We start from the raw sequence: 19823 nt of genomic DNA, 5'->3' as shown, positions 1-19823 counted from the left end.
GAGGACTGCGCCACCGGCGTCGACCGCGAGATCACCGTCGACACCGCCATCGTCTGCGACCTGTGCCGCGGCGCCGGCGCGGCCGAAGGCACCGGCACCAAGACCTGCGACACCTGCGGCGGCGCCGGCGAAGTCCAGTCCGTGCAGCGGTCGTTCCTCGGCCAGGTCGTCACCGCCCGCCCCTGCCCGGTCTGCCGCGGCTTCGGCGAAGTCATCCCCGACCCCTGCCGCCAGTGCGGCGGAGACGGCCGCGTCCGCGCACGCCGCAACGTCACCGCGAAGATCCCGCCGGGCGTCGGCGACGGAATGCGCATCCGGCTCTCCGGCCAAGGCGAGGTCGGCCCCGGCGGCGGCCCGGCCGGCGACCTGTACGTCGAGATCGACGAGGCACCGCACGAGGTGTTCGTCCGCCAGGGCAACGACCTGCACTGCAACTTCCGCATCCCGATGACCACCGCCGCCCTCGGCGCCACGGTGCCCATCGAGACGCTCATCGACGGCGACTACGAACTCGACATCGAGCCGGGCACCCAGCCCGCGACCGAACTCGTGCTCACCGCCAAAGGCATGCCGCGCCTACGGTCCTCCGGCCGCGTCGACGGCCGCGGCGACCTCCACGTCCACATCGACGTCGTGGTGCCGACCAAACTCGACGACGCCCAGCGCGACCTCCTCGTCGAACTCGCCCAGCAGCGCGGCGAAGACGTGCCTTCGCTTTCCTCCAACGGCACCAAGCCCGGCGGGCTGTTCTCCAAACTGCGCGCCAAGAACCACCGGTAACCGTGCCCGAGACGACACTGCCGGTCTTCCTCACCGCCGCGCTGCCCGGTTCCGGGCGCACCACGCTCGACGGCGAGGAAGCCCGGCACGCCGCCACCGTCCGGCGGCTGCGCGTCGGCGAACGTCTCGTCCTCTCCGACGGCGAAGGCGGAATGGCGCGCTGCGTCGTCGAAGCCGTCCAAGCCGGCCGGGACGCGGCACTCACCCTCACCATCGAAGAACACTGGACCGAGGAACCACCCGCACTACGCGTCCTCGTCGCCCAAGCCCTCGCCAAAGGCGACCGCGGCGAACTCGCCGTCGAACTCGCCACCGAAGCCGGCGCCGACGCGATCATCCCCTGGCGCGCCGCCCGCAGCGTCGCCCGCTGGGAAGAAGGAACCCGCGGCGACAAAGCCCTCGGCCGCTGGCGCACCACCGCCCGCGCCGCCGCCAAACAAGCCCGCCGCGCCCACATCCCCGAAGTCACCGAACCCGTCGGCACCCGAGAACTCGCGGAACTCGCCCAGACCGTTTCCCGCGCCTTCGTCCTCGAATCCGGCATCACCACCCGCCTCACCGACACCGAACTCCCACCACAAGGCGACATCCTCCTCATCGTCGGCCCCGAAGGCGGCATCACAGACGAAGAACTCGCCACCCTCACCGACGCCGGCGCAACCGCCATCCGGTTGGGCCCCACCGTTTTACGCACCTCCACCGCCGCAGCCGTCGCACTCGGCGCGCTAGGAGTTCTCACCGACCGCTGGAAGTGAAAAAACACCCCACAATTTTGCGGCGAGTTATGGCGCGATCACGCAAACAGCCGTTACTCTCGTTAACTGACGCGCAACACACGGTTTCGGCGCGCCACTGGGGAGAACAACCCGGTCGCGCGCGTGAATCCCCGCCGGGCACCTCCCCCCTCGGTCCGGCGGAGCCGCGGCGGCGGTGGAGCGACCCCCAGGCTCCACCGCGCCGCGGCGTCTTCATTTGTGGCTTCGCTCCTCGCTGCGCTCGTTGCTGCGCAACAAATTTCGCGCCACGGAGCGGTTCCGCGTATCTCCCGGGGGCCGAGCCCCCGGACCCCCACGGTGCGGTCGGCGGCGGTTGGCGAGCCACGCGGCTAAGCAAAGCGAAGCGTGCGTAGGTGGTGAGGTGAACGGCGTAGGGCCTGGCGGCCCTCGCCTGGTGAGTGCCGGGCGGTCGGAAGCGGAGATCTTCGGTCTCGGCGTTGGGCCTGGCGGCCCTCGCCTGGTGAGAGGGAAGTGGGTTGTGTGAAGTGGGTTGTGTGCGGCCTGCCTCCGTCATCTTGATTAGGTACCGAACTCGTGTGCTCGGAGCCGTGACTCGCGTGCGTGGAGCCGGAACTCGGGTGTGTGGTGTCCGGGCGGTGAGATCCGGCTCCACGCACGCGAGATACGTGTCTGATCACGTGAGATCCGGGTTCGAGCACGTGGATGCGATCAGGTGTCTCGGCGTAGGGCCTGGCGGCCCTCGCCTGGTGAGGGGAAAGACAGACCTCACGACCACTGGGGCGAGGGTGTGGCGGGTGGGGGATAGGGTGAGGGGATGAGTGACGCGGAGACGTTGTTCGAGCGGATCATCGCGGGCGAGATCCCGTCCGAGAAGGTGTACGAGGACGCGACGACGTATGCGTTTCGGGACATAGCGCCGCAGGCGCGGGTCCACGTGCTCGTGGTGCCGAAGAAGCGGTACCGCAATCTGGCCGAGTTGGCTTCCGGTGATCCCCAACTCCTTGCGGATCTGGCCTCGACCGCTCGTAAGGTGGCGGAGATCGAGGGGATCGCCGAGTCCGGATACCGGGTGGTGTTCAACACCGACGGTGACGCCGGCCAGACCGTCTTCCACGTGCACGCGCACGTGCTCGGCGGCGAGCAGCTGGGGCATTTCGGACGCTGAAGCGCCCGGCCCCGATAAACCGGACTGCGTGCCGACACCCGCAACCAGTAGCATCGACACTGTCACTGTCGTTGAAAATCGCAGCGTAAGCGCAGGAAGTAGGCCCGAGGCCACGTGGCCGGAACCGTACCGGGTGAAGCCGCCCGACCCGACGTTCCCGCGGACGTCACCGCGACGAAGGCCGACCAGGCCACCGTCACCGAAGCGGCCCAGTCCCGATTCCCCATCCCCGACGCCGCCGCGCTCAGCCTGCTCGGCTCGAGGGACGAAAACCTCCGAGTCGCCGAAGAGCTCCTCGCCGCCGACGTCCACGTACGCGGCAACGAGGTCACCCTGACCGGCGCCCCCGCCGACGTCGCCTTCGCCGAACGTGTCTTCGCCGAACTCGTGACGCTCGCCGGCCGCGGCCAGCAGGTCGACCCGGCCACCGTCCGCCGCACCGTCGGCATGCTCTCCACCGGTGACTCCGAGTCACCCGCCGAAGTGCTGAGCATGAACATCATCTCCCGGCGCGGCAAGACGATCCGGCCCAAGACGCTCAACCAGAAGCGCTACGTCGACGCCATCGACAAGCACACGATCGTGTTCGGCATCGGCCCCGCCGGTACCGGCAAGACGTACCTCGCCATGGCCAAGGCCGTCCAGGCACTCCAGGCGAAGCAGGTCACCCGCATCGTCCTGACCCGTCCGGCCGTCGAAGCGGGCGAGCGCCTCGGCTACCTGCCGGGCACGCTCAACGAGAAGATCGACCCGTACCTGCGCCCGCTCTACGACGCGCTGCACGACATGGTCGAGCCCGAGTCGATCCCGCGGCTGATGCAGGCGGGCACCATCGAGATCGCGCCGCTCGCGTACATGCGCGGCCGCACCCTCAACGACGCCTTCATCATCCTCGACGAGGCGCAGAACACCACGCCGGAACAGATGAAGATGTTCCTCACCCGGCTCGGGTTCGGCGCCAAGATCGTCGTCACCGGCGACGTCACCCAGGTCGACCTCCCCACCGGGCAGAAGAGCGGCCTGCGGGTGGTCAAGGACATCCTCGACGGCGTCGAAGACCTGCACTTCGCCCAGCTCACCAGCCAGGACGTGGTGCGGCACAAGCTCGTCGGCGACATCGTCGACGCGTACGAGAAGTGGCAGGCGCTGCAGGACAGCCGGGACCAGGGCAGCGGCTGGAAAGGGCAACGCCGTTCATGAGCATCGAGATCGCCAATGAATCCGGCGTCAACGTCGACGAGACCTCGATCGTGTCGGCCGCCCGTTTCGCGCTCGACAAGATGGAGGTCAGCCCGCTCGCCGAGCTGTCCATCCTCCTCGTCACCCTCGAGGTGATGGAAGACCTGCACGAACGGTGGATGGACCTGCCCGGTCCCACCGACGTGATGGCCTTCCCCATGGACGAGCTCGACTCGTCGCGCCGCCCGGACGCGCCCGACGCGTCACCCGCGCTGCTCGGCGACATCGTGCTCTGCCCGGCGTTCGCGAAGGACCAGGCCAAGACCGCCGGGCACGCGCTGATCGACGAGCTGCACCTGCTCACCACGCACGGCGTGCTGCACCTGCTCGGCTACGACCACGCCGAGCCCGCTGAAGAACGCGAGATGTTCGGTCTGCAGAAGCGGATCCTCGGCGAGTTCCAGGCCGCCGTGGCCGCGGTGAACCGGCGCGACGCGCAGCGGACCGCGGACGACCGGCTCCTCGGTACGGCCGGTCTCGACACCGTCCCGGCCGACGAACCCCCGGCCTAGGCAGCGCCGGAATGGGAAGTCCCACGGCATTGCTGATCATCGCCATCGCGCTGATCCTGCTGGCCGGGGTGTTCGCGGCCGCCGACGCCGCGATCAGCACGGTCTCCAAGGCCCGGGCCGACGGCCTCGTCCGCATGGGCCGCCCCGGCGCGCGCCAGCTCTCGCAGGTCATCACCGAACGCCGTCGGCACATCAACCTGATCCTCCTGCTGCGGATGACCTGCGAGCTGACCGCCACCGTGCTGGTCACCGTCGACATCCTCGGCTGGATCCGGCCGCTGTGGCTCGCCATCGTCGTCGCCGGCGGCGTGATGGTCGTGGTGAGCTACGTGCTCATCGGCGTCGGCCCGCGCACCCTCGGCCGCCAGCACCCGTACCGGATCGGCCTGGTCGTCGCTGGCCCGGTGCGGGTCCTCGGCTCGATCCTCGGCCCGCTCAGCAGGCTGCTGATCGTCCTCGGTAACGCCATCACCCCGGGCCGCGGTTTCCGCGAAGGCCCGTTCACCTCCGAAGTCGAACTGCGCGAACTCGTCGACCTCGCGCAGGAACGCGGCGTCGTCGAGGAATCCGAACGCGAGATGATCCACTCGGTGTTCGAACTCGGCGACACCGTCGCGCGCGAGGTGATGGTGCCGCGGACGGAGATCGTCTGGATCGAGCACGACAAGACCGTGCGCCAGGCGCTGGCGCTGGCCCTGCGCACCGGGTTCACCCGGCTGCCGGTGATCGGCGAATCCGTCGACGACATCGTGGGTGTGGTCAACATCAAGGACCTCATGCCCGCCTACATGGGCGAGGGTGGTCCGCGGCGCGCGGTCGAGGAGCTGATGAACCCGGCGAGCTTCGTGCCGGACTCGAAGCGCCTCGACGATCTGCTCAAGGAGATGCAGGTCTCGCACAACCACATGGCGATCGCCGTCGACGAGTACGGCGGCACCGCCGGCCTGCTCACCATCGAGGACGTCCTCGAGGAGATCGTCGGCGAGATCACCGACGAATCCGACACCGACGAACGCCCCGAGGTCGAGGAACTCGAAAGCGGCGCGGTCCGCGTCTCGTCCCGGCTCTCGATCGACGACCTCGGCGAACTGTTCGGGATCGACCTCGAAGACCACGACGTGGAGACCGTGGGCGGGCTGCTCGCGGAGCGACTGGGTAGGGTCCCGCTGCCGGGGGCCGAAGCCGAGGTCGCCGGACTTCGGCTGTTCGCCGAAGGCGGTAAGGACCGGCGAGGGCGGATGCGGATCACCACGGTGGTCGTCCACCCCGCCGACGCGGACGCGGTGAACGACGCTGCCCAGGGCAGGCGCCGCACCCGGGTCCCACAGCCCGATGAAAGTGACAGGAGTGTCGAACATGCCTGAGCTGGACGCCGAGGACCAGAAGCTGGTGACGCTGGCCCGGTCCGCGCGAGCCCGCACCCAGGCCGAGGAAGGCGCCGCGCTCCGCGACACCGACGGCCGTACCTACGCGGCGAGCACGGTCGACCAGCCGTCGTTCAAGCTCACCGCGTTACAGGCCGCCGTCGCCGCCGCCGTTTCGAGTGGCGCCGAAGGAATCGAAGCCGCCGTCGTGGTCACCGCCGAGGGCCTGCTCAAGGAGGCTTCCGTACACGCGGTACGCGATATCGACGAAAAGGCGCCCATCTATCTTTCCGATCCCAGTGGCAAGGTGCTGAACTGATGGCCGAGCCGCATCGTTCCGGATTCGCCTGTTTCGTCGGACGGCCGAACGCGGGTAAATCCACGCTGACCAACGCGCTCGTCGGCAGCAAGGTCGCGATCACCTCCAGCAAACCGCAGACCACGCGGCACGCCATCCGCGGCATCGTCCACCGCGACGACGCGCAGCTGGTGATCATCGACACACCGGGGCTGCACCGCCCGAGGACCCTGCTCGGCGAGCGGCTCAACGACATCGTCCACTCGACATGGTCCGAAGTGGACGTTGTCGGGCTTTGCGTTCCAGCCAACGAAAAAGTCGGCCCCGGTGACCGGTACATCGCCGCCGAACTGAAGAAGATCGCCAAACGTACCCCGGTGATCGGCATCGTCACCAAGACGGATCTCGTGAAACCCGAGCAGGTCGCGGAGCAGTTGCTCGCCCTGCAGGAGGTCATGGAGTTCGCCGAGCTCATCCCGGTGTCCGCTGTGGACGGTTTCCAGGTCGGCGCGCTCGCGGACCTGCTGGTACACCACCTTCCCGAGGGCCCGCAGCTGTATCCGGGCGGCGAACTCACCGACGAGCCCGAGCAGACCCTGGTCGCCGAGCTCATCCGTGAGGCCGCGCTGGAAGGCGTCCGGGACGAACTCCCGCACTCGATCGCCGTGACCGTCGAAGAAATGCTGCCGCACGAGGGCAGGGACGACATGATCGACGTGCACGCGTTCCTTTATGTGGAACGACCGAGCCAGAAAGGCATCATCCTCGGGCACAAGGGGGAGCGGCTCAAGGACGTCGGCGCGCGCGCCCGGCAGCAGATCGAAGGGCTCCTCGGCTCGAAGGTCTACCTCGACCTGCACATCAAGGTCGCCAAAGAGTGGCAGCGCGACCCCCGTCAGTTGCGACGGCTGGGCTTCTGACTGATTTTGCCTGAACGGAATGTCTCGATTCGGTCGCGGAGACCGGTTGATGATGTGGAACCGGACGGCGAACCTTAGAGTCTCACTCCTCGACTCCGGTGATCGCTGATCGGGCAGCGGCGCGCGCGGGTCGATCTGCATATTTCATTCGTGAAGGGAAAGCGGTAAATGACCGACAACCAGGGCCTGCCCAACTACTCCGGCGACCCTCAGGGCGGTGGCGGCTTCAACAACCCCGGCCCGCCGCCCAACAACAACCTGGTGTGGGCCATCCTCACCACGATCCTGTGCTGCCTGCCCTTCGGTATCGTCGCGATCGTCAAGTCGAACCAGGTGAACACCCTCTGGGCGCAGGGCCAGCCCGCCGCCGCGCAGGAAGCGGCCGACGCGGCCAAGAAGTGGTCGATCATCGCCGCGATCGCCGGTGTCGTGGTCATCATTCTCTACGTTGTGCTCGTCGTCGTCCTCGGCGTCTTCGCGGCGTCGGTCGACGTGCCCAACTACCGCTGATAGCGGCGACCGAGGGGGAGACCTCATGACCGACCAGTACCCGAACTACCCGCCTCCGGGTGGGCCTCCGCCGCAGCAGCCGTATTACGGCGGCGCGCCGAGTTACGGTCCTCCACCGGACAACAACCTGGTGTGGGCCATTCTCTGCACGGTGCTGTGCTGCCTGCCGCTGGGTATCGTCGCGATCGTGAAGTCGAGCCAGGTGCAGTCGTTGTGGGCACAGGGTTTCCACGCCGAAGCCCAGAAGGCCGCCGACGACGCCAAGAAGTGGTCCATGTGGGGCGCGATCGCCACCGGTGGGCTCTTCGTGCTGTACATCATCTTCATCGTGGTGATGGTCATCATCGGGGCGTCGGCGGGAAGCTTCACGCCGTGACGACGTCCGTCTACACGGGATTCCCGGCGCGCGGGTTCAAGGCGAAGGCCCGCGCGCTGGGACCACCCCTGGCCATCGCCGCCGGCGCCGGCCTCGGCTGCGTCGCGCTCTGGCTCGGCGATCCCACCACCCCGGGCGGACCGCTTCCGGTCTGCCCCACCAAGCTCCTGCTGGGTATCACCTGCCCCGGTTGTGGCGGCATGCGGATGGTCTACAGCGTCCTGCACGGTGACATCCCCGCCGCGCTGCACTACAACGCGGTGTCCTTTGTGGTCGTTCTGATGCTCGTCTGGAGCACCGCCGCCTGGGCCGTCGGCAGACTCCGCGGCCGCGCGGTGAACAGCTGGCTGCACTGGCGCTGGACGCCGCTGGCCTTCGGCATCGTGTTCGCCGTCTGGTTCGTCATCCGCAACCTGCCTTTCGCCCCGTTCACGTCGCTGAAGGTCTGAGCGGCCGGGCCGAGACCCGGAACGTCGGTGGCACCGAGTACGCTCCCGCGCACCGGTCTGCTCGGCGTGTGCCCATGCCGTACATTCAGGCCGGGTCGCCGCACGAGGCCCGTGCGGCAAGGGGCGAGGAACCAGCAAGGGGATTTCGATGACCACTCCCTACGGCCAGCAGCCGCCGGGACAGCAGCCGCCGCCCGGGTCCGGGCCTCCTCCGGGGGACGGGCAGCAGCAGTCACCGCAGTCGCAGCAGCCGTTCGGACAACCGCCCTCCGGTGAGCAGCCCTCGCCGTTCGGGCAGCAGCCCCAGCAGGGCGACCAGCCTTCTCCTTTCGGTCAGCCGCAGTCCTCGCCGTTCGGCCAGCAGGGCGGCCACCAGCCGCCGTTCGGCCAGCAGGGTCAGCAGTCGCCGTTCGGACAGCCCGCCGGCGGCCCGCCGCCGTTCGGGCAGGCGCCGCCCGCGCAATTCGGCCAGGCCTCGCCGTACGGCCCGATGCCGAACGCCTACGCCCACTGGGGCAAACGACTCGCCGCGATGCTGATCGACTTCAGCCCGATCCTCCTGGTCTACCTCATCGGCGGGATCTACTACCTGGTGACCAAGTCCGAAGCCAGCATCGCGCTGGGCATCGCCGGGATCGTCTTCATCGGTTTCAGCATCTGGAACCGATGGATCCTGATGGGCACCACCGGGCAGTCGCTCGGCAAGCGCTACCTGAAGATCAAACTCGTCAAGGAGACCACCGGCGAGCCGCTCGGTATCGGCCTGACGATCGCGCGCGAGTTCTGCCACTTCCTCGACAACGCCCTCTGCGGCCTCGGGTACTGGTGGCCGCTGTGGGACCAGAAGCGGCAGACCTTCGCGGACAAGATCCTCACCACCGTCGTGCTTCCCGTCGACGCCGAGGTTCCCGCGGCCCAGCCGTTCGGCGGACAGCCCGGATTCCCCGCGCAGCCCACGCCGTTCGGGCAGCCGCAGCAGCCTCAGTCCGGCGCCTTCGGCCAGCCGCAGCCGCAGCAGCCGTCCCAGCCTTTCGGCCAGCAGCCCCAGCAGCCCTTCGGACAGCCTCAGCAGGCCCAGCAGCAGCCGTTCGGGCAGCAGCCGCAGCCACCCGCTTTCGGGCAGCAGCCACAGGGAACCCCGGTGCCGTCGTCGGAGTCCGAGACTGAACCGGGCTTCGGCGAGGCCGAGCCGACACAGGTGCTTCACCCGGGTTCGGGTCAGCAGGCGCCGTCCGGGTTCGACGAAGCCGAGCCGACGCAGAAGATCACGCCGGAGCAGCTGAGGCAGCAGCTGCCCGGTGCGGACGGGCCGAACCAGCCCGGGCCGCCGCACCAGTAGCACCGGACCGGCGGGATCCACCCGCCGGAAAGCACGACAAAAGTGGGGAACCCGATGACTAATCCGTACGGTCAGCAGCCCGGCTACGGCCAGCAGCAGCCCTATGGCCAGCAGCCTCAGCCCGGCTACGGACCTCCGTCCGGCGCCACGCCTTCGCCGTACGGCCAGCCGTCGGGAGCCACCCCGATGCCCTATGGGCAGCCGGCGCCCTACGGCCAGCCCGCGCCGTATGGCCAGCCTTCGCCGTACGGTGGCGGCGGCCCGGGCGGCATGCCCGGTGGCGGCGACATCAACTCGATCCCCGACTACAAGGGCTGGGCGATCGGCTGCATCTTCCTCTGCTGGATCGTCGCGATCTTCGCGATCATGAAGTCCAACGAGGTCAACACGTACAAGATGCAGGGCAACTACGCCGCCGCCATGGACGCGTCGAAGTCGACGAAGACCATGTGCATGATCGCCTCGATCATCGGCGGCGTCGGCTGCCTCTTCTCCATTCTCTGGATCATCCTGGGCGTCGCGTCGGCGTTCTAGTCCCGCGCGCCAAGACAACAGAACAACGAGGAACCTTTCGATGACCAACCCTTACGGCCAGCAGCAGCCCTACGGTCAGCAGCAGCCTGGCTACGGACCCCCGTCCGGCGGCATGCCCGCCCCCTACGGACAGCCCGCTCCTTACGGTCAGCCCTACGGTGCCCCGGGCATGCCGGGCGGTGGCGGCGACATCAACGCCATCAAGGACTACAAGGGCTGGGCGATCGGCTGCATCTTCCTCTTCTGGATCATCGCGATCTTCGCGATCATGAAGTCCAACGAGGTCAACACGTACAAGATGCAGGGCAACTACGTGATGGCGGAGCAGGCGTCGAAGTCGACGAAGACGCTCTGCCTGATCGCCACCATCATCGGTGGCATCGGCTGCCTGCTTTCCATCGTCTGGATCATCTTCGCCGTCATCCTCGCGACCTCGGCGTCGACGTACAGCTGCTACGGCAGCTACTGCTGATTTCGGGGCGAACCACCCCGATGTCGGTCCCAGGTGGGACGATGTCGGGGTGGTGAACCTCTATCGCGACACCGGAGTGGTGTTGCGAACGCACAAGCTGGGTGAGGCCGACCGGATCGTCACCCTGCTCACGCGGCGGCACGGCAAGGTCCGTGCGGTCGCGAAAGGCGTGCGTCGGACCTCTTCGCGCTTCGGGGCCCGCCTGGAGCCGTTCGGACACGTCGACGTCCAGTTCTACACCGGCCGGTCCCTCGACGTGATCACCCAGGTCGAGACGGTCGACGCCTTCGCGCTCCCGCTGGTGGCCGATTACCAGCGCTACACGGCCGCGAGCGCCATCGCCGAGACGGCGGACAGGCTGTCCGCCGAAGAGGGCGAGCCGGTCCTCAAGCTCTACATGCTGGTCGTCGGGGCGCTGCGCGCGCTGGCCGGTGGTGAACGCGACAGTTCCCTCGTCCTCGACGCCTTCTTCCTGCGGGCCATGGCCTACGCGGGCTGGGCGCCCGCGATCACCGAATGCGCCCGGTGTGGTCTGCCGGGGCCGCACAAGGCCTTCAGCGTGTCGGCGGGCGGCTCGATGTGCCCGGACTGCCGGGTGCCCGGCTGTGTGCATCCCTCGCACGAGGTCCTGACACTGCTCGCGGCGCTCCTGCACGGCGAATGGACGGTGGCCGAGGCGTCGCAACCGGTGCCGCGGCGGGACGCCTCAGGCCTGGTCGCGGCCCATCTTCAGTGGCATCTGGAGCGTCAATTGCGCTCGCTGCCGCTGGTGGAGAGGCGTGCGCGGGAGACCCCCACCCCGGCGCAGTAGGGTCGCAGGCACAGGTTCACTCGATCAGGAGGCTCGAAGGTGCTGCGCAGGGGACGCGAGAACAAGGCGTCACAATTCGAACTTCGCGCGCCGGAGCCGCACCCGTCCGGTGCCCGGCCGCCGGAGATCCCCCGGGAACTGATCCCGAAGCATGTGGCGCTGGTGATGGACGGCAACGGCCGCTGGGCCAACGAGCGCGGGCTGCCCCGCATCGAGGGCCACAAACGCGGTGAAGCGGTGATGATCGACGTCGCCAGCGGAGCCGTGGAGCTGGGCGTCAAATGGCTGTCGGTGTACGCGTTCTCCACCGAGAACTGGAAGCGGAGCCCGGAAGAGGTCCGCTTCCTGATGGGCTTCAACCGCGACACCATCCGCCGCCAGGTCGACTACCTCGGTTCGATCGGCGTCCGTATCCGATGGGCGGGCCGCCGTCCGAAGCTGTGGGCGAGCGTCATCAAGGAACTGCAGGTCGCCGAAGAGAAGACCAAGAACAACACGGCGCTGAACATGACGATGTGCGTCAACTACGGCGGCCGTGCCGAACTGGGCGACGCGATGCGCCGGATCGCCCAGGACGTGGCCGACGGGAAGCTGAACCCGGACAAGGTCACCGAGAAGACCATCGGGAAGTACCTGTACCAGCCCGACATGCCGGACGTGGACCTGTTCCTGCGGCCGTCGGGGGAGCAGCGGACGTCGAACTTCCTGCTCTGGCAGTCCGCGTACGCCGAGATGGTCTACCAGGACACGCTCTTCCCGGATTTCGACCGCACCCACCTGTGGCGGGCTTGCCTCGAGTTCGCGAAACGCGACAGGCGCTTCGGCGGCGCCGTCGACAAGGCCTCTGAAGGGACCCCATGACCACCGAAGCAGCGGACACGGCGGCGTTGCTGACGTCGGCACGGGAAGCCCTCGAACGCTATCTCGAAGTCCACGTCGACGACGACGGCGCGCTGACCTTCTCGCACGCGGACGTCCCCTGTGTCATCCAGGCGACCCGGCTGGCCGAGGGGCTGACCGTGCTGAGCCTGACCTGCGTGGTCGCCTGGGATCTGCCGGACGATCCGGCGATCGCGGCCTCGGCGGCGGAACGTGCCGGGCAGGGTCTGTTCGGGACGCTCGGCGTGGTGCGCTCGGAGAAGGGCATCGACATCACACTGAGGTACGCGTTCCCGGCCGAGGGCATGGACGCCTCGCCGCTCGGGACGCTGCTCATGCTGGTCGTGTCGACCGCTTCGCAGCTGCGCACCGATCTGCTGGGCACCGCCCCCGGGGACTGACCGTCTCCACACAGGGTCACCTGGCATCATCTCGCGCATGGAAACCATTTCCAGAAGCGCCCCGGAGCGGAAGCCGGCCCGGCGGTTCAAGATCACCTCGATCGAGGTGCTCTGCGCGATCCTGCTGATCGCGATCCTCGGGCAGAGCTGGCTCCAGCAGGTGTTCGACGTGCCCGCGCTGCGGACCGGCTCGACGGTCTTCGTCGCCGTCTGCGTGCAGGCACTGCCGTTCCTGGTGCTCGGGGTGCTGATCAGCGGCGCGATCGCGGCATTCGTGCCCGCGCGGGTGCTGGAGAAGGTGCTTCCCAAGCGAGCCGGTGCGGCCGTCGGCGTCGCGGGGCTGGCCGGTGTCGCGCTGCCGGGTTGTGAGTGCGCGTCGGTGCCGGTGGCGCGACGGCTGATCGGCCAGGGTGTCGCGCCCGCGGCCGCGCTGACGTTCCTGCTGGCCGCGCCCGCGGTGAACCCGGTGGTGCTGGTCGCGACGGCGGTGGCGTTCCCCGGGAATCCGGAGATGGTCTTCGCACGCTTCGCCGGTTCGCTCGCCACGGCGATGGTCATGGGCTGGCTGTGGGCGAAGTGGGGCAAGCTCGACTGGATCGCGGAGCGCGCGCTGCGGCGTCTTCCCGAGGTCCAGCACGGTTCGCGCTGGAAGACCTTCGCCGAAACCGCGCGGGCGGACCTGGTCGAGGCCGGTGGTTTCCTCGTGCTCGGCGCGATGATCGCGGCCGCGATGAACGTGCTGGTGCCCGCGAAATGGTTCGGGGTGCTGGGGGAGCAGATCGTGCTCGGAGTGCTGGTGATGGCCGTGCTCGCCGTCGTGCTGGCCCTCTGCAGCGAGGCCGACGCCTTCGTCGCCGCGTCACTGACCGCGATGCCGCTGCTGCCGAAACTGGTGTTCCTCGTGGTCGGGCCCGCGATCGACGTGAAACTGTTCGCCCTGCAGACCGGCACCTTCGGTAAATCGTTCGCGTTGCGGTTCGCGCCGGTGACGTTCGTCGTCGCGCTCAGTTGCGCGGTCGTCTCGGGAGTGCTCATCCTCGGAGGTGGCGCGTGAAGCGCGAGACGCAGAACATCCTGCTGATCCTGCTCGGCGGGGCGCTGCTCAAGATCACCATCAACGGCGACTACCTGCGCTACGTGAAACCCGCGCAGCAGCCGTGGATCATCGCCGGCGGCGCGGTGATGGTCGCGCTGGGCGCGGTCGCGATCGTCCGCGACCTGCTGGCCGCCCGGGCCGAGGCCGCGGTCTCCGGGGACGTCCACGCGCACGACCACGACACGCGTTCGGCGTGGCTGCTGATGGTGCCGGTGCTGGCCGTCTTCCTGGTCGCGCCGCCCGCGCTGGGCGCCGACTCGGTGACCCGCACCGAGGCCAGGGCGCCGCAAAGCGCCTCGGCGAGCAACGCGGCCGCCTTCCCGCCCCTGCCGGCCGGCGACGTGGTGCCGCTGGAGGTCAACGAGTTCGTCAGCCGCGCCGGCTGGGACAAGAGCGGCACGCTGAACGGCCGCACGGTGAAGCTGTCCGGTTTCGTCGTGCACAACGAGGGCGACACGATGCTGGCCAGGCTGGTCATCGGCTGCTGTGCGGCCGACGCCTACCCGATCACCGTGCGGCTGGTGGGGGACGGCGTCTCCGGCTTCGGCAACGACACCTGGCTCGAGGTGACCGGCGTGGTCGTCCCGGGGACGGCCGTGCGGGAGAACAGCTACATGCCGGACCTGACGCTCACTTCGGTGCGCCAGGTTCCGGCGCCGAAGGACCCCTACGAGTACTGATCGCGCGTGCCGCAGCGTGCTATGAACGGCTCGTTACTTGCAAATTTTGCAAGTAACGAGCCGTTCATAGCACTTGGCGTCAGTGGTTCGAGCAGGTCCCGACGATCTCCACGGTGTGGCTGATGTCGGAGAACCCGTGCTCCGAAGCGATCTTCTCGGCCCACCGCTCGACGGCGGGACCCTCCACCTCGACGGTGCTGCCGCAGAGCCGGCACACCAGGTGATGGTGGTGGTGCGACGAGCAGCGCCGGTAGATGGCCTCGCCGGTGTCGGTGCGCAGGACGTCGATCTCGCCCGCCTCGGACAGCGACTGCAGCGTCCGGTACACCGTGGTGAGCCCGATCCCGTCGCCGCGTTTGCGCAGCTCGTCGTGCAGTTCCTGGGCGGAGCGGAAGTCGTCGATCTCCTTGAGCAGTTCGACCACGGCGGACCGCTGTTTCGTCGACCGGCGTCCCGGCACCGGCGCGGAACTGTTGGCTGTCGTGGGACTCATGCTCACTTCCCCTCCTGAACGTGGGCTACGGCGTCCACCACGATATGCGCAAGGTGATCGTCGACCAGCCGGTACACCACCTCTCGGCCGCGTCGCTCACCCTGTACGACGCCCGCCGTCTTCAGTACCCGCAGGTGCTGGCTGATCAGCGGCTGCGCGACATCGAGTGTGTCCACCAGTTCGTGCACGCACCGGTCCGCGTTACGCAGTTGCAGGACGATGGCGATGCGCACCGGCGCGGCGAGCGCCCGGAGCAGGTCACCGGCGTCGGCGAGGACGGACGCCGAGGCCGAGGCCGCGGGTTCGGCGGGGGGCCGGGCCGTCGAGTGCGGTCCGGGGTCTTCCGTGAAGCCAGGGGCGGCCGAGTCCGGGGTCACCGTAGCCATCGCCGCCTCCATGTTCATCATGATTTCCGAAGTCATTGCCAGTAACAGTCGGCTTCATCTTAGTGTTCCCGCCTCGTGGGGTCTGTTCGCCGACCGGGCGACCACTTGGCGGCCCCGTTACTACTCCATTCGGGTGACTTCGCAAAGAAATGACCATTCCACTTCGCATGTGGTCGCTGACGGTGCAAGGTTGTCGCGGAGCGTTTCGTCGCTTCTCGTACGCTGACGACCGCGCTCGGAGGGCCCGGAGAGGCAGTGGGGAGACATGACTCGTTTCGTGACGAAGCTGGGCGCCGTGACGGCGGCCTTCGCTTTTGTGTCGGTTCCGGGGCTCGCCTCGGCGCAGACGACGCAGGCCGTCGATGAGAAGACCGGCCCGGTGTCGTTCGCGAATGTGGCGTCGGTGCGCATCGGGAACTCCGGCTCGCTGATCACCGAAACACAGAGATCACCGCTGACCCCCGGACAGTCGAAGCTCTCCCCGGACCGCACGAAGGTCCCGCGTGACGACGGCGAGAAGAAGACGTTCGGTGGCAACTGGGACATCAACCTCGGCCGCTACGGCGCGGCCGCGCAGAGCCCGTACCCGAAGGGTGTCGCCAGCCGCGACCACAACGTGCTCGCCGCGCTGCAGCAGACCACGGTCCCGACGGCGGTGGCGGAGAGCAACTACGCCCTGATCGACAACGGGCACGGCGGCGCGACGCCCGCCGACAACACCGTGCTGGTGCTCGAAGGCGCGAAGAGCGCCGTCGACTGCACCTCGCCGAGCAAGCCGGCGTCGTCGACGAGCGTGAGCAAGATCTGGGTACGCGACGGGAACGGCGATCTCAAGTCGTCCGGCGCTTCGGGCGTCGACGTCAAGGGACTCAAGCTCGGCCCGCCGTCGACCGTCCAGGGCGAGGACATCAGCAAGGAGAAGACCAGCTCCGACCTGACCGTGTCCCGTGTGTCCGCCTTCGACCAGCTGATCCGGCAGGACGGCTGGCGCAACGGCGACGTCAACGCGGCCGCGGGCTGGAAGCTCGAGATCGTCACGCACGTGAAGAACCCGGCGGGCGCGGACCTGCGCGAAGCCCGCACGACGATCGTGCTCGGCGGCGTGAGCTGCTCGATCCCGAAGAACTTCGTGGCGAAGCCCGCCGGCGGGACCGGCCCGGGCGCGGCGCCCGAGCAGCCCGCGGTGCCGGGGACCGTGCCCGCGGGCGGCATCCCGCCGCAGACGGCCGACTCGACGCGGACCGTGGTCGGACTCGGCCTGCTGGGCGCCGGCATCGTGATCGGCGCCGCGGCCATGCTGCTGTTCCGTCGTCGTAACCCCGCTTCGGTGCGCGAGAAGTAGCGTTCTCGTGCGGAACTGGCTGGCGGGAGCCTCCGCCGTCGCGTCCGCGCTCGCGATCTCGGCGGGCGTGATCGTGCTGACCTGGATCCCGCCCGAAACCCCGGTTTCGTTCGCCGAACCCGCGGTCCTGCCGGGGGAGGACGGTGCCCCCTTGGCGCTGCCCGCCGACAGCGCGACACGCGGACAGCGGCCCGGCACCATCCGCCTGCCCGAAGGCGGGCTGGCGAAGCTCGTCCGGTCCGAGGTCAACGCCGACGGCATCCTCCCGATCCCGCGTGGTCTGCAGGACGCCGCCTGGTGGGGCGCGCGGCTCGGCGCCGACTCCGGGACGGCCCTGATCTCCGGGCATGTCAACTGGGGTGGCGCGGAAGGGCCGTTCGACGAGCTTTGGCGGATGCGGGACGGCCAGGAAGTGAGCGTCAGCGACGCCGCGGGCGGCATCTGGACCTACCGCGTGCGCGAGGTCGTCACCGTGCACAAGAACGATCTGCCCGCGCGGGCGGCGAAGCTGTTCACGCAGAGCGGGCCGCACCGGCTGGTGCTGGTCACCTGCGGCGGCGACTACCTCGGCGGGACCGACGGCTACCGGGACAACCGCGTCGTCGTCGCCACCCCCGTCTCCGGCCCGCCCGCCTGACCCCACTCCCGCGTTTAGTCCTCTGAATGCGGTCCTTGCGTGCGCAACTACCGCATTCAGAGGACTAAACGCGGGAGGACTGACCCCACCTGAAGTCGATGCAACCCGCGTCAGCTCGTGTCGCGTGTCTAGCGACACCGGCCGCTCCGGCGGCTTGAAGCGAGCAAGGAGTAATACCCGATGGTGGGACAGTTCGACGACCGTGCGGCGAGCGAGGAACAGCCGAAGAAACGCTCCGGCCTGGGCTGGATCCTCGCCTGCGCCGGAGTTTTCGTGGTGGCGGCCGTGATCGCGGTGTTCGTTTTCACCGGAAAGAGTGACCCGGTGGTCGCGGCCGCGCAGGATCAGGCGAACGCGTCGGCGGCGCAGACCCCCGGGGACACCCCGGCCGACACGGGTCAATCGCCCGGCACGGTCAAACTGCCCGGCGGCGGCACGGCGAAGCTGATCCGCAAGGAACTGACCGCCGACGGCACCCTTCCCATCCCCGAGGGCCTCGACGAAGCCACCTGGTGGGGCGCGAAACTGGGCGCCGAGCAGGGCGCTTCCCTGCTGTCCGGGCACGTGAACTGGAAGGGCAAGAAGGGCCCGTTCGACGAGCTGTGGCGGCTCAAGACCGGCCAGGAGGTCAGCCTCGTCGACACCGACGGCGGCAAATGGGTCTACAAGATCGGCGAGATCGTCACCGTGCACAAGACGAAGCTGGCCGAGCAGGCCGAGAAGCTGTTCGGGCCGGACGGGCCGCACCGGCTCGTGCTGGTCACCTGTGGTGGCGAGTACGTGGGCGGGACCGACGGCTACGAGGACAACCGCATCGTCACCGCGTCGTTGGTCAGCCGTCCCTGACCCGTTCCAACCTCGCCGGAGGTCGTGCGGGGTCCTGCGGTTAGTCTTGTCGTTCCAGTCCTAACCGTCCCCGCATGCTTCGGAGCGTGGAGTGCCCGCGAACACCATCGAGACCGTCGTCAGCCTGTGTAAGCGTCGAGGCTTCGTTTTCCCGTGTGGAGAGATCTACGGCGGTACCAAGTCGGCGTGGGACTACGGGCCGCTCGGGGTCGAACTCAAGGACAACATCAAGCGCCAGTGGTGGAAGACCGTCGTGCAGAGCCGGGACGACGTCGTCGGCCTCGACTCCTCGGTGATCCTGCCCCGCCAGGTCTGGAGCGCGTCGGGTCACCTCGACGTCTTCACCGACCCGCTGATCGAATGTCTGTCCTGCCACAAGCGTTTTCGTGCCGACCAGCTGGCCGAGGACTTCTCCGCGCGTACGGGCAAGGAGGTGACCGAGGACGACCTGTCCGAGGTCCCGTGCCCGAACTGCGGCAACCGGGGCGAGTACACCGCGCCGCGTGACTTCAACATGATGCTGAAGACCTACCTCGGCCCGGTCGAGTCGGAGGAGGGGGTCCACTACCTCCGCCCGGAGACCGCGCAGGGCATCTTCATCAACTTCCTCAACGTGCAGACCACCGCGCGGAAGAAGCCGCCGTTCGGCATCGGCCAGATCGGCAAGTCGTTCCGGAACGAGATCACGCCGGGCAACTTCATCTTCCGCACGCGTGAGTTCGAGCAGATGGAGATGGAGTTCTTCGTCGAGCCGGGCGAGGACGAGACCTGGCACCAGTACTGGATCGACGCGCGCACCGAGTGGTACAAGGATCTCGGCATCAAGCCGGAGAACCTGCGCCACTACGAGCACCCGAAGGAAAAGCTCTCCCACTACTCGAAGCGCACCGTCGACATCGAGTACCGGTTCGCGTTCAACGCGGGCCAGGAGTGGGGCGAGCTCGAGGGCATCGCGAACCGCACCGACTACGACCTGACGACGCACTCGAACCACTCCGGCGTCGACCTGTCGTTCTTCGACCAGGCTTCGAAGCAGCGGTTCCGCCCGTTCGTCATCGAACCCGCGGCCGGTGTCGGCCGCTCGATGATGGCGTTCCTGGTCGACGCGTACCACGAGGACGAGGTCCCCAACGCCAAGGGCGGCGTCGACAAGCGCGCCGTGCTGAAGCTGGACTACCGGCTCGCGCCGTACAAGGTCGCCGTGCTCCCGTTGTCCCGCAACGCCGATCTCACGCCGAAGGCGCGCGACGTCGCGGCAACGCTGCGGAAGCACTGGAACGTCGACTTCGACGACGCCGGTTCGATCGGCAAGCGGTACCGGCGCCAGGAAGAGATCGGGACGCCGTTCTGCGTCACCGTCGACTTCGACACCCTCGACGACCTCGCCGTGACCGTGCGCGAACGCGACACCATGGCGCAGGAGCGGGTCGCGATCGACAAGCTCGAGGCTTACCTGGCGGGCCGCCTGATCGGCTGCTGACGCCCCTCGCGTAGTGCTATGAACGGCCCGTTACTTGCAAAATTTGCAAGTAACGGGCCGTTCATAGCGTTCAGGGA

At 68.4% G+C, this 19823-nt stretch carries 25 protein-coding genes; 23 read left to right on the top strand and 2 right to left on the bottom strand.

The window, feature by feature from the left end; all coding sequences use genetic code 11:
- The 19 genes from H5J31_RS12225 to H5J31_RS12135 form a co-directional block, all read left to right on the top strand.
- On the top strand, positions 1-780 hold a 780-nt coding region (locus H5J31_RS12225), incomplete at its 5' end, for a DnaJ C-terminal domain-containing protein (protein WP_181772635.1).
- A 2-nt stretch (positions 781-782) separates the two neighbouring features.
- Positions 783-1535, top strand: coding sequence for a 16S rRNA (uracil(1498)-N(3))-methyltransferase (locus H5J31_RS12220; RefSeq protein ID WP_181772634.1), 753 nt, complete (start codon positions 783-785; stop codon positions 1533-1535).
- Positions 1536-2331: 796 nt separating this feature from the next.
- Positions 2332-2682 (top strand): histidine triad nucleotide-binding protein, encoded by a 351-nt coding sequence (locus H5J31_RS12215; protein WP_181772633.1) that lies wholly within the window; start codon positions 2332-2334, stop codon positions 2680-2682.
- A 114-nt stretch (positions 2683-2796) separates the two neighbouring features.
- Complete coding sequence (locus tag H5J31_RS12210) at positions 2797-3882, top strand: PhoH family protein (protein ID WP_181772632.1); 1086 nt, start codon at positions 2797-2799, stop codon at positions 3880-3882.
- Entirely contained in the window at positions 3879-4433 is a 555-nt protein-coding gene (gene ybeY / locus H5J31_RS12205) for an rRNA maturation RNase YbeY (RefSeq protein ID WP_076166333.1), read from the top strand. The genes H5J31_RS12210 and ybeY overlap by 4 nt, the downstream gene beginning before the upstream one ends.
- Before the next feature lie 11 nt (positions 4434-4444).
- Positions 4445-5797: a hemolysin family protein gene (locus H5J31_RS12200; RefSeq protein ID WP_181772631.1), complete on the top strand. Its 1353-nt coding sequence runs from the start codon at positions 4445-4447 to the stop codon at positions 5795-5797.
- Positions 5790-6116: a cytidine deaminase gene (locus H5J31_RS12195; protein WP_181772630.1), complete on the top strand. Its 327-nt coding sequence runs from the start codon at positions 5790-5792 to the stop codon at positions 6114-6116. The genes H5J31_RS12200 and H5J31_RS12195 overlap by 8 nt, the downstream gene beginning before the upstream one ends.
- Positions 6116-7015 carry a GTPase Era gene (gene era / locus H5J31_RS12190; RefSeq protein WP_181772629.1) on the top strand — a complete coding sequence of 300 codons (900 nt, stop codon included), beginning with the start codon at positions 6116-6118 and terminating at the stop codon, positions 7013-7015. Before H5J31_RS12195 ends, era begins: the two co-directional genes overlap by 1 nt.
- A 168-nt stretch (positions 7016-7183) precedes the next feature.
- Positions 7184-7525, top strand: coding sequence for a CD225/dispanin family protein (locus H5J31_RS12185; protein ID WP_181772628.1), 342 nt, complete (start codon positions 7184-7186; stop codon positions 7523-7525).
- A gap of 25 nt (positions 7526-7550) precedes the next feature.
- Positions 7551-7901 carry a CD225/dispanin family protein gene (locus tag H5J31_RS12180; RefSeq protein ID WP_181772627.1) on the top strand — a complete coding sequence of 117 codons (351 nt, stop codon included), beginning with the start codon at positions 7551-7553 and terminating at the stop codon, positions 7899-7901.
- Positions 7898-8350 carry a DUF2752 domain-containing protein gene (locus tag H5J31_RS12175; protein ID WP_181772626.1) on the top strand — a complete coding sequence of 151 codons (453 nt, stop codon included), beginning with the start codon at positions 7898-7900 and terminating at the stop codon, positions 8348-8350. Before H5J31_RS12180 ends, H5J31_RS12175 begins: the two co-directional genes overlap by 4 nt.
- Positions 8351-8498: 148 nt before the next feature.
- Entirely contained in the window at positions 8499-9689 is a 1191-nt protein-coding gene (locus H5J31_RS12170) for an RDD family protein (RefSeq protein WP_181772625.1), read from the top strand.
- A gap of 54 nt (positions 9690-9743) precedes the next feature.
- Entirely contained in the window at positions 9744-10223 is a 480-nt protein-coding gene (locus H5J31_RS12165) for a CD225/dispanin family protein (protein WP_181772624.1), read from the top strand.
- 40 nt (positions 10224-10263) lie between these two features.
- Positions 10264-10695, top strand: coding sequence for a CD225/dispanin family protein (locus H5J31_RS12160; protein ID WP_181772623.1), 432 nt, complete (start codon positions 10264-10266; stop codon positions 10693-10695).
- A gap of 49 nt (positions 10696-10744) precedes the next feature.
- Complete coding sequence (recO, locus tag H5J31_RS12155) at positions 10745-11506, top strand: DNA repair protein RecO (RefSeq protein ID WP_181772622.1); 762 nt, start codon at positions 10745-10747, stop codon at positions 11504-11506.
- 39 nt (positions 11507-11545) lie between these two features.
- On the top strand, positions 11546-12367 hold the full coding sequence (locus H5J31_RS12150) for an isoprenyl transferase (RefSeq protein WP_181772621.1): 822 nt from the start codon (positions 11546-11548) through the stop codon (positions 12365-12367).
- Positions 12364-12786, top strand: coding sequence for a hypothetical protein (locus H5J31_RS12145; protein ID WP_181772620.1), 423 nt, complete (start codon positions 12364-12366; stop codon positions 12784-12786). Before H5J31_RS12150 ends, H5J31_RS12145 begins: the two co-directional genes overlap by 4 nt.
- Before the next feature lie 37 nt (positions 12787-12823).
- Positions 12824-13840, top strand: coding sequence for a permease (locus H5J31_RS12140; RefSeq protein ID WP_181772619.1), 1017 nt, complete (start codon positions 12824-12826; stop codon positions 13838-13840).
- Positions 13837-14562, top strand: coding sequence for a TIGR03943 family putative permease subunit (locus H5J31_RS12135; RefSeq protein ID WP_181772618.1), 726 nt, complete (start codon positions 13837-13839; stop codon positions 14560-14562). The genes H5J31_RS12140 and H5J31_RS12135 overlap by 4 nt, the downstream gene beginning before the upstream one ends.
- A 79-nt stretch (positions 14563-14641) precedes the next feature.
- Here the strand turns inward: H5J31_RS12135 and H5J31_RS12130 are convergent, their stop codons facing one another.
- Both H5J31_RS12130 and H5J31_RS12125 read right to left on the bottom strand, forming a co-directional pair.
- Positions 14642-15055 (bottom strand): Fur family transcriptional regulator, encoded by a 414-nt coding sequence (locus H5J31_RS12130; protein ID WP_181772617.1) that lies wholly within the window; start codon positions 15053-15055, stop codon positions 14642-14644.
- Positions 15056-15057: 2 nt separating this feature from the next.
- Positions 15058-15441: an ArsR/SmtB family transcription factor gene (locus H5J31_RS12125; protein ID WP_407925042.1), complete on the bottom strand. Its 384-nt coding sequence runs from the start codon at positions 15439-15441 to the stop codon at positions 15058-15060.
- Positions 15442-15706: 265 nt separating this feature from the next.
- Between H5J31_RS12125 and H5J31_RS12120 the strand changes: the two genes are divergently transcribed.
- The 4 genes from H5J31_RS12120 to H5J31_RS12105 all read left to right on the top strand — a co-directional run bounded on the left by H5J31_RS12120 (position 15707) and on the right by H5J31_RS12105 (position 19746).
- Positions 15707-16783 (top strand): hypothetical protein, encoded by a 1077-nt coding sequence (locus tag H5J31_RS12120; RefSeq protein WP_181772615.1) that lies wholly within the window; start codon positions 15707-15709, stop codon positions 16781-16783.
- A 7-nt stretch (positions 16784-16790) separates the two neighbouring features.
- Positions 16791-17420 (top strand): class F sortase, encoded by a 630-nt coding sequence (locus H5J31_RS12115; protein ID WP_181772614.1) that lies wholly within the window; start codon positions 16791-16793, stop codon positions 17418-17420.
- A 180-nt stretch (positions 17421-17600) separates the two neighbouring features.
- Positions 17601-18266, top strand: a complete 666-nt coding sequence (locus H5J31_RS12110; RefSeq protein WP_181772613.1) for a class F sortase — start codon at positions 17601-17603, stop codon at positions 18264-18266.
- A gap of 91 nt (positions 18267-18357) precedes the next feature.
- On the top strand, positions 18358-19746 hold the full coding sequence (locus H5J31_RS12105) for a glycine--tRNA ligase (protein ID WP_181772612.1): 1389 nt from the start codon (positions 18358-18360) through the stop codon (positions 19744-19746).
- Positions 19747-19823: the final 77 nt, after the last annotated feature.

This window comes from Amycolatopsis pittospori (genome assembly GCF_013870525.1).
In the GTDB taxonomy this organism is placed as follows: Bacteria; Actinomycetota; Actinomycetes; order Mycobacteriales; family Pseudonocardiaceae; genus Amycolatopsis; species Amycolatopsis pittospori.
The sequence above is the reverse complement of the archived record's forward strand: the minus strand, read 5'-3'. Positions and strand labels throughout refer to the sequence as shown.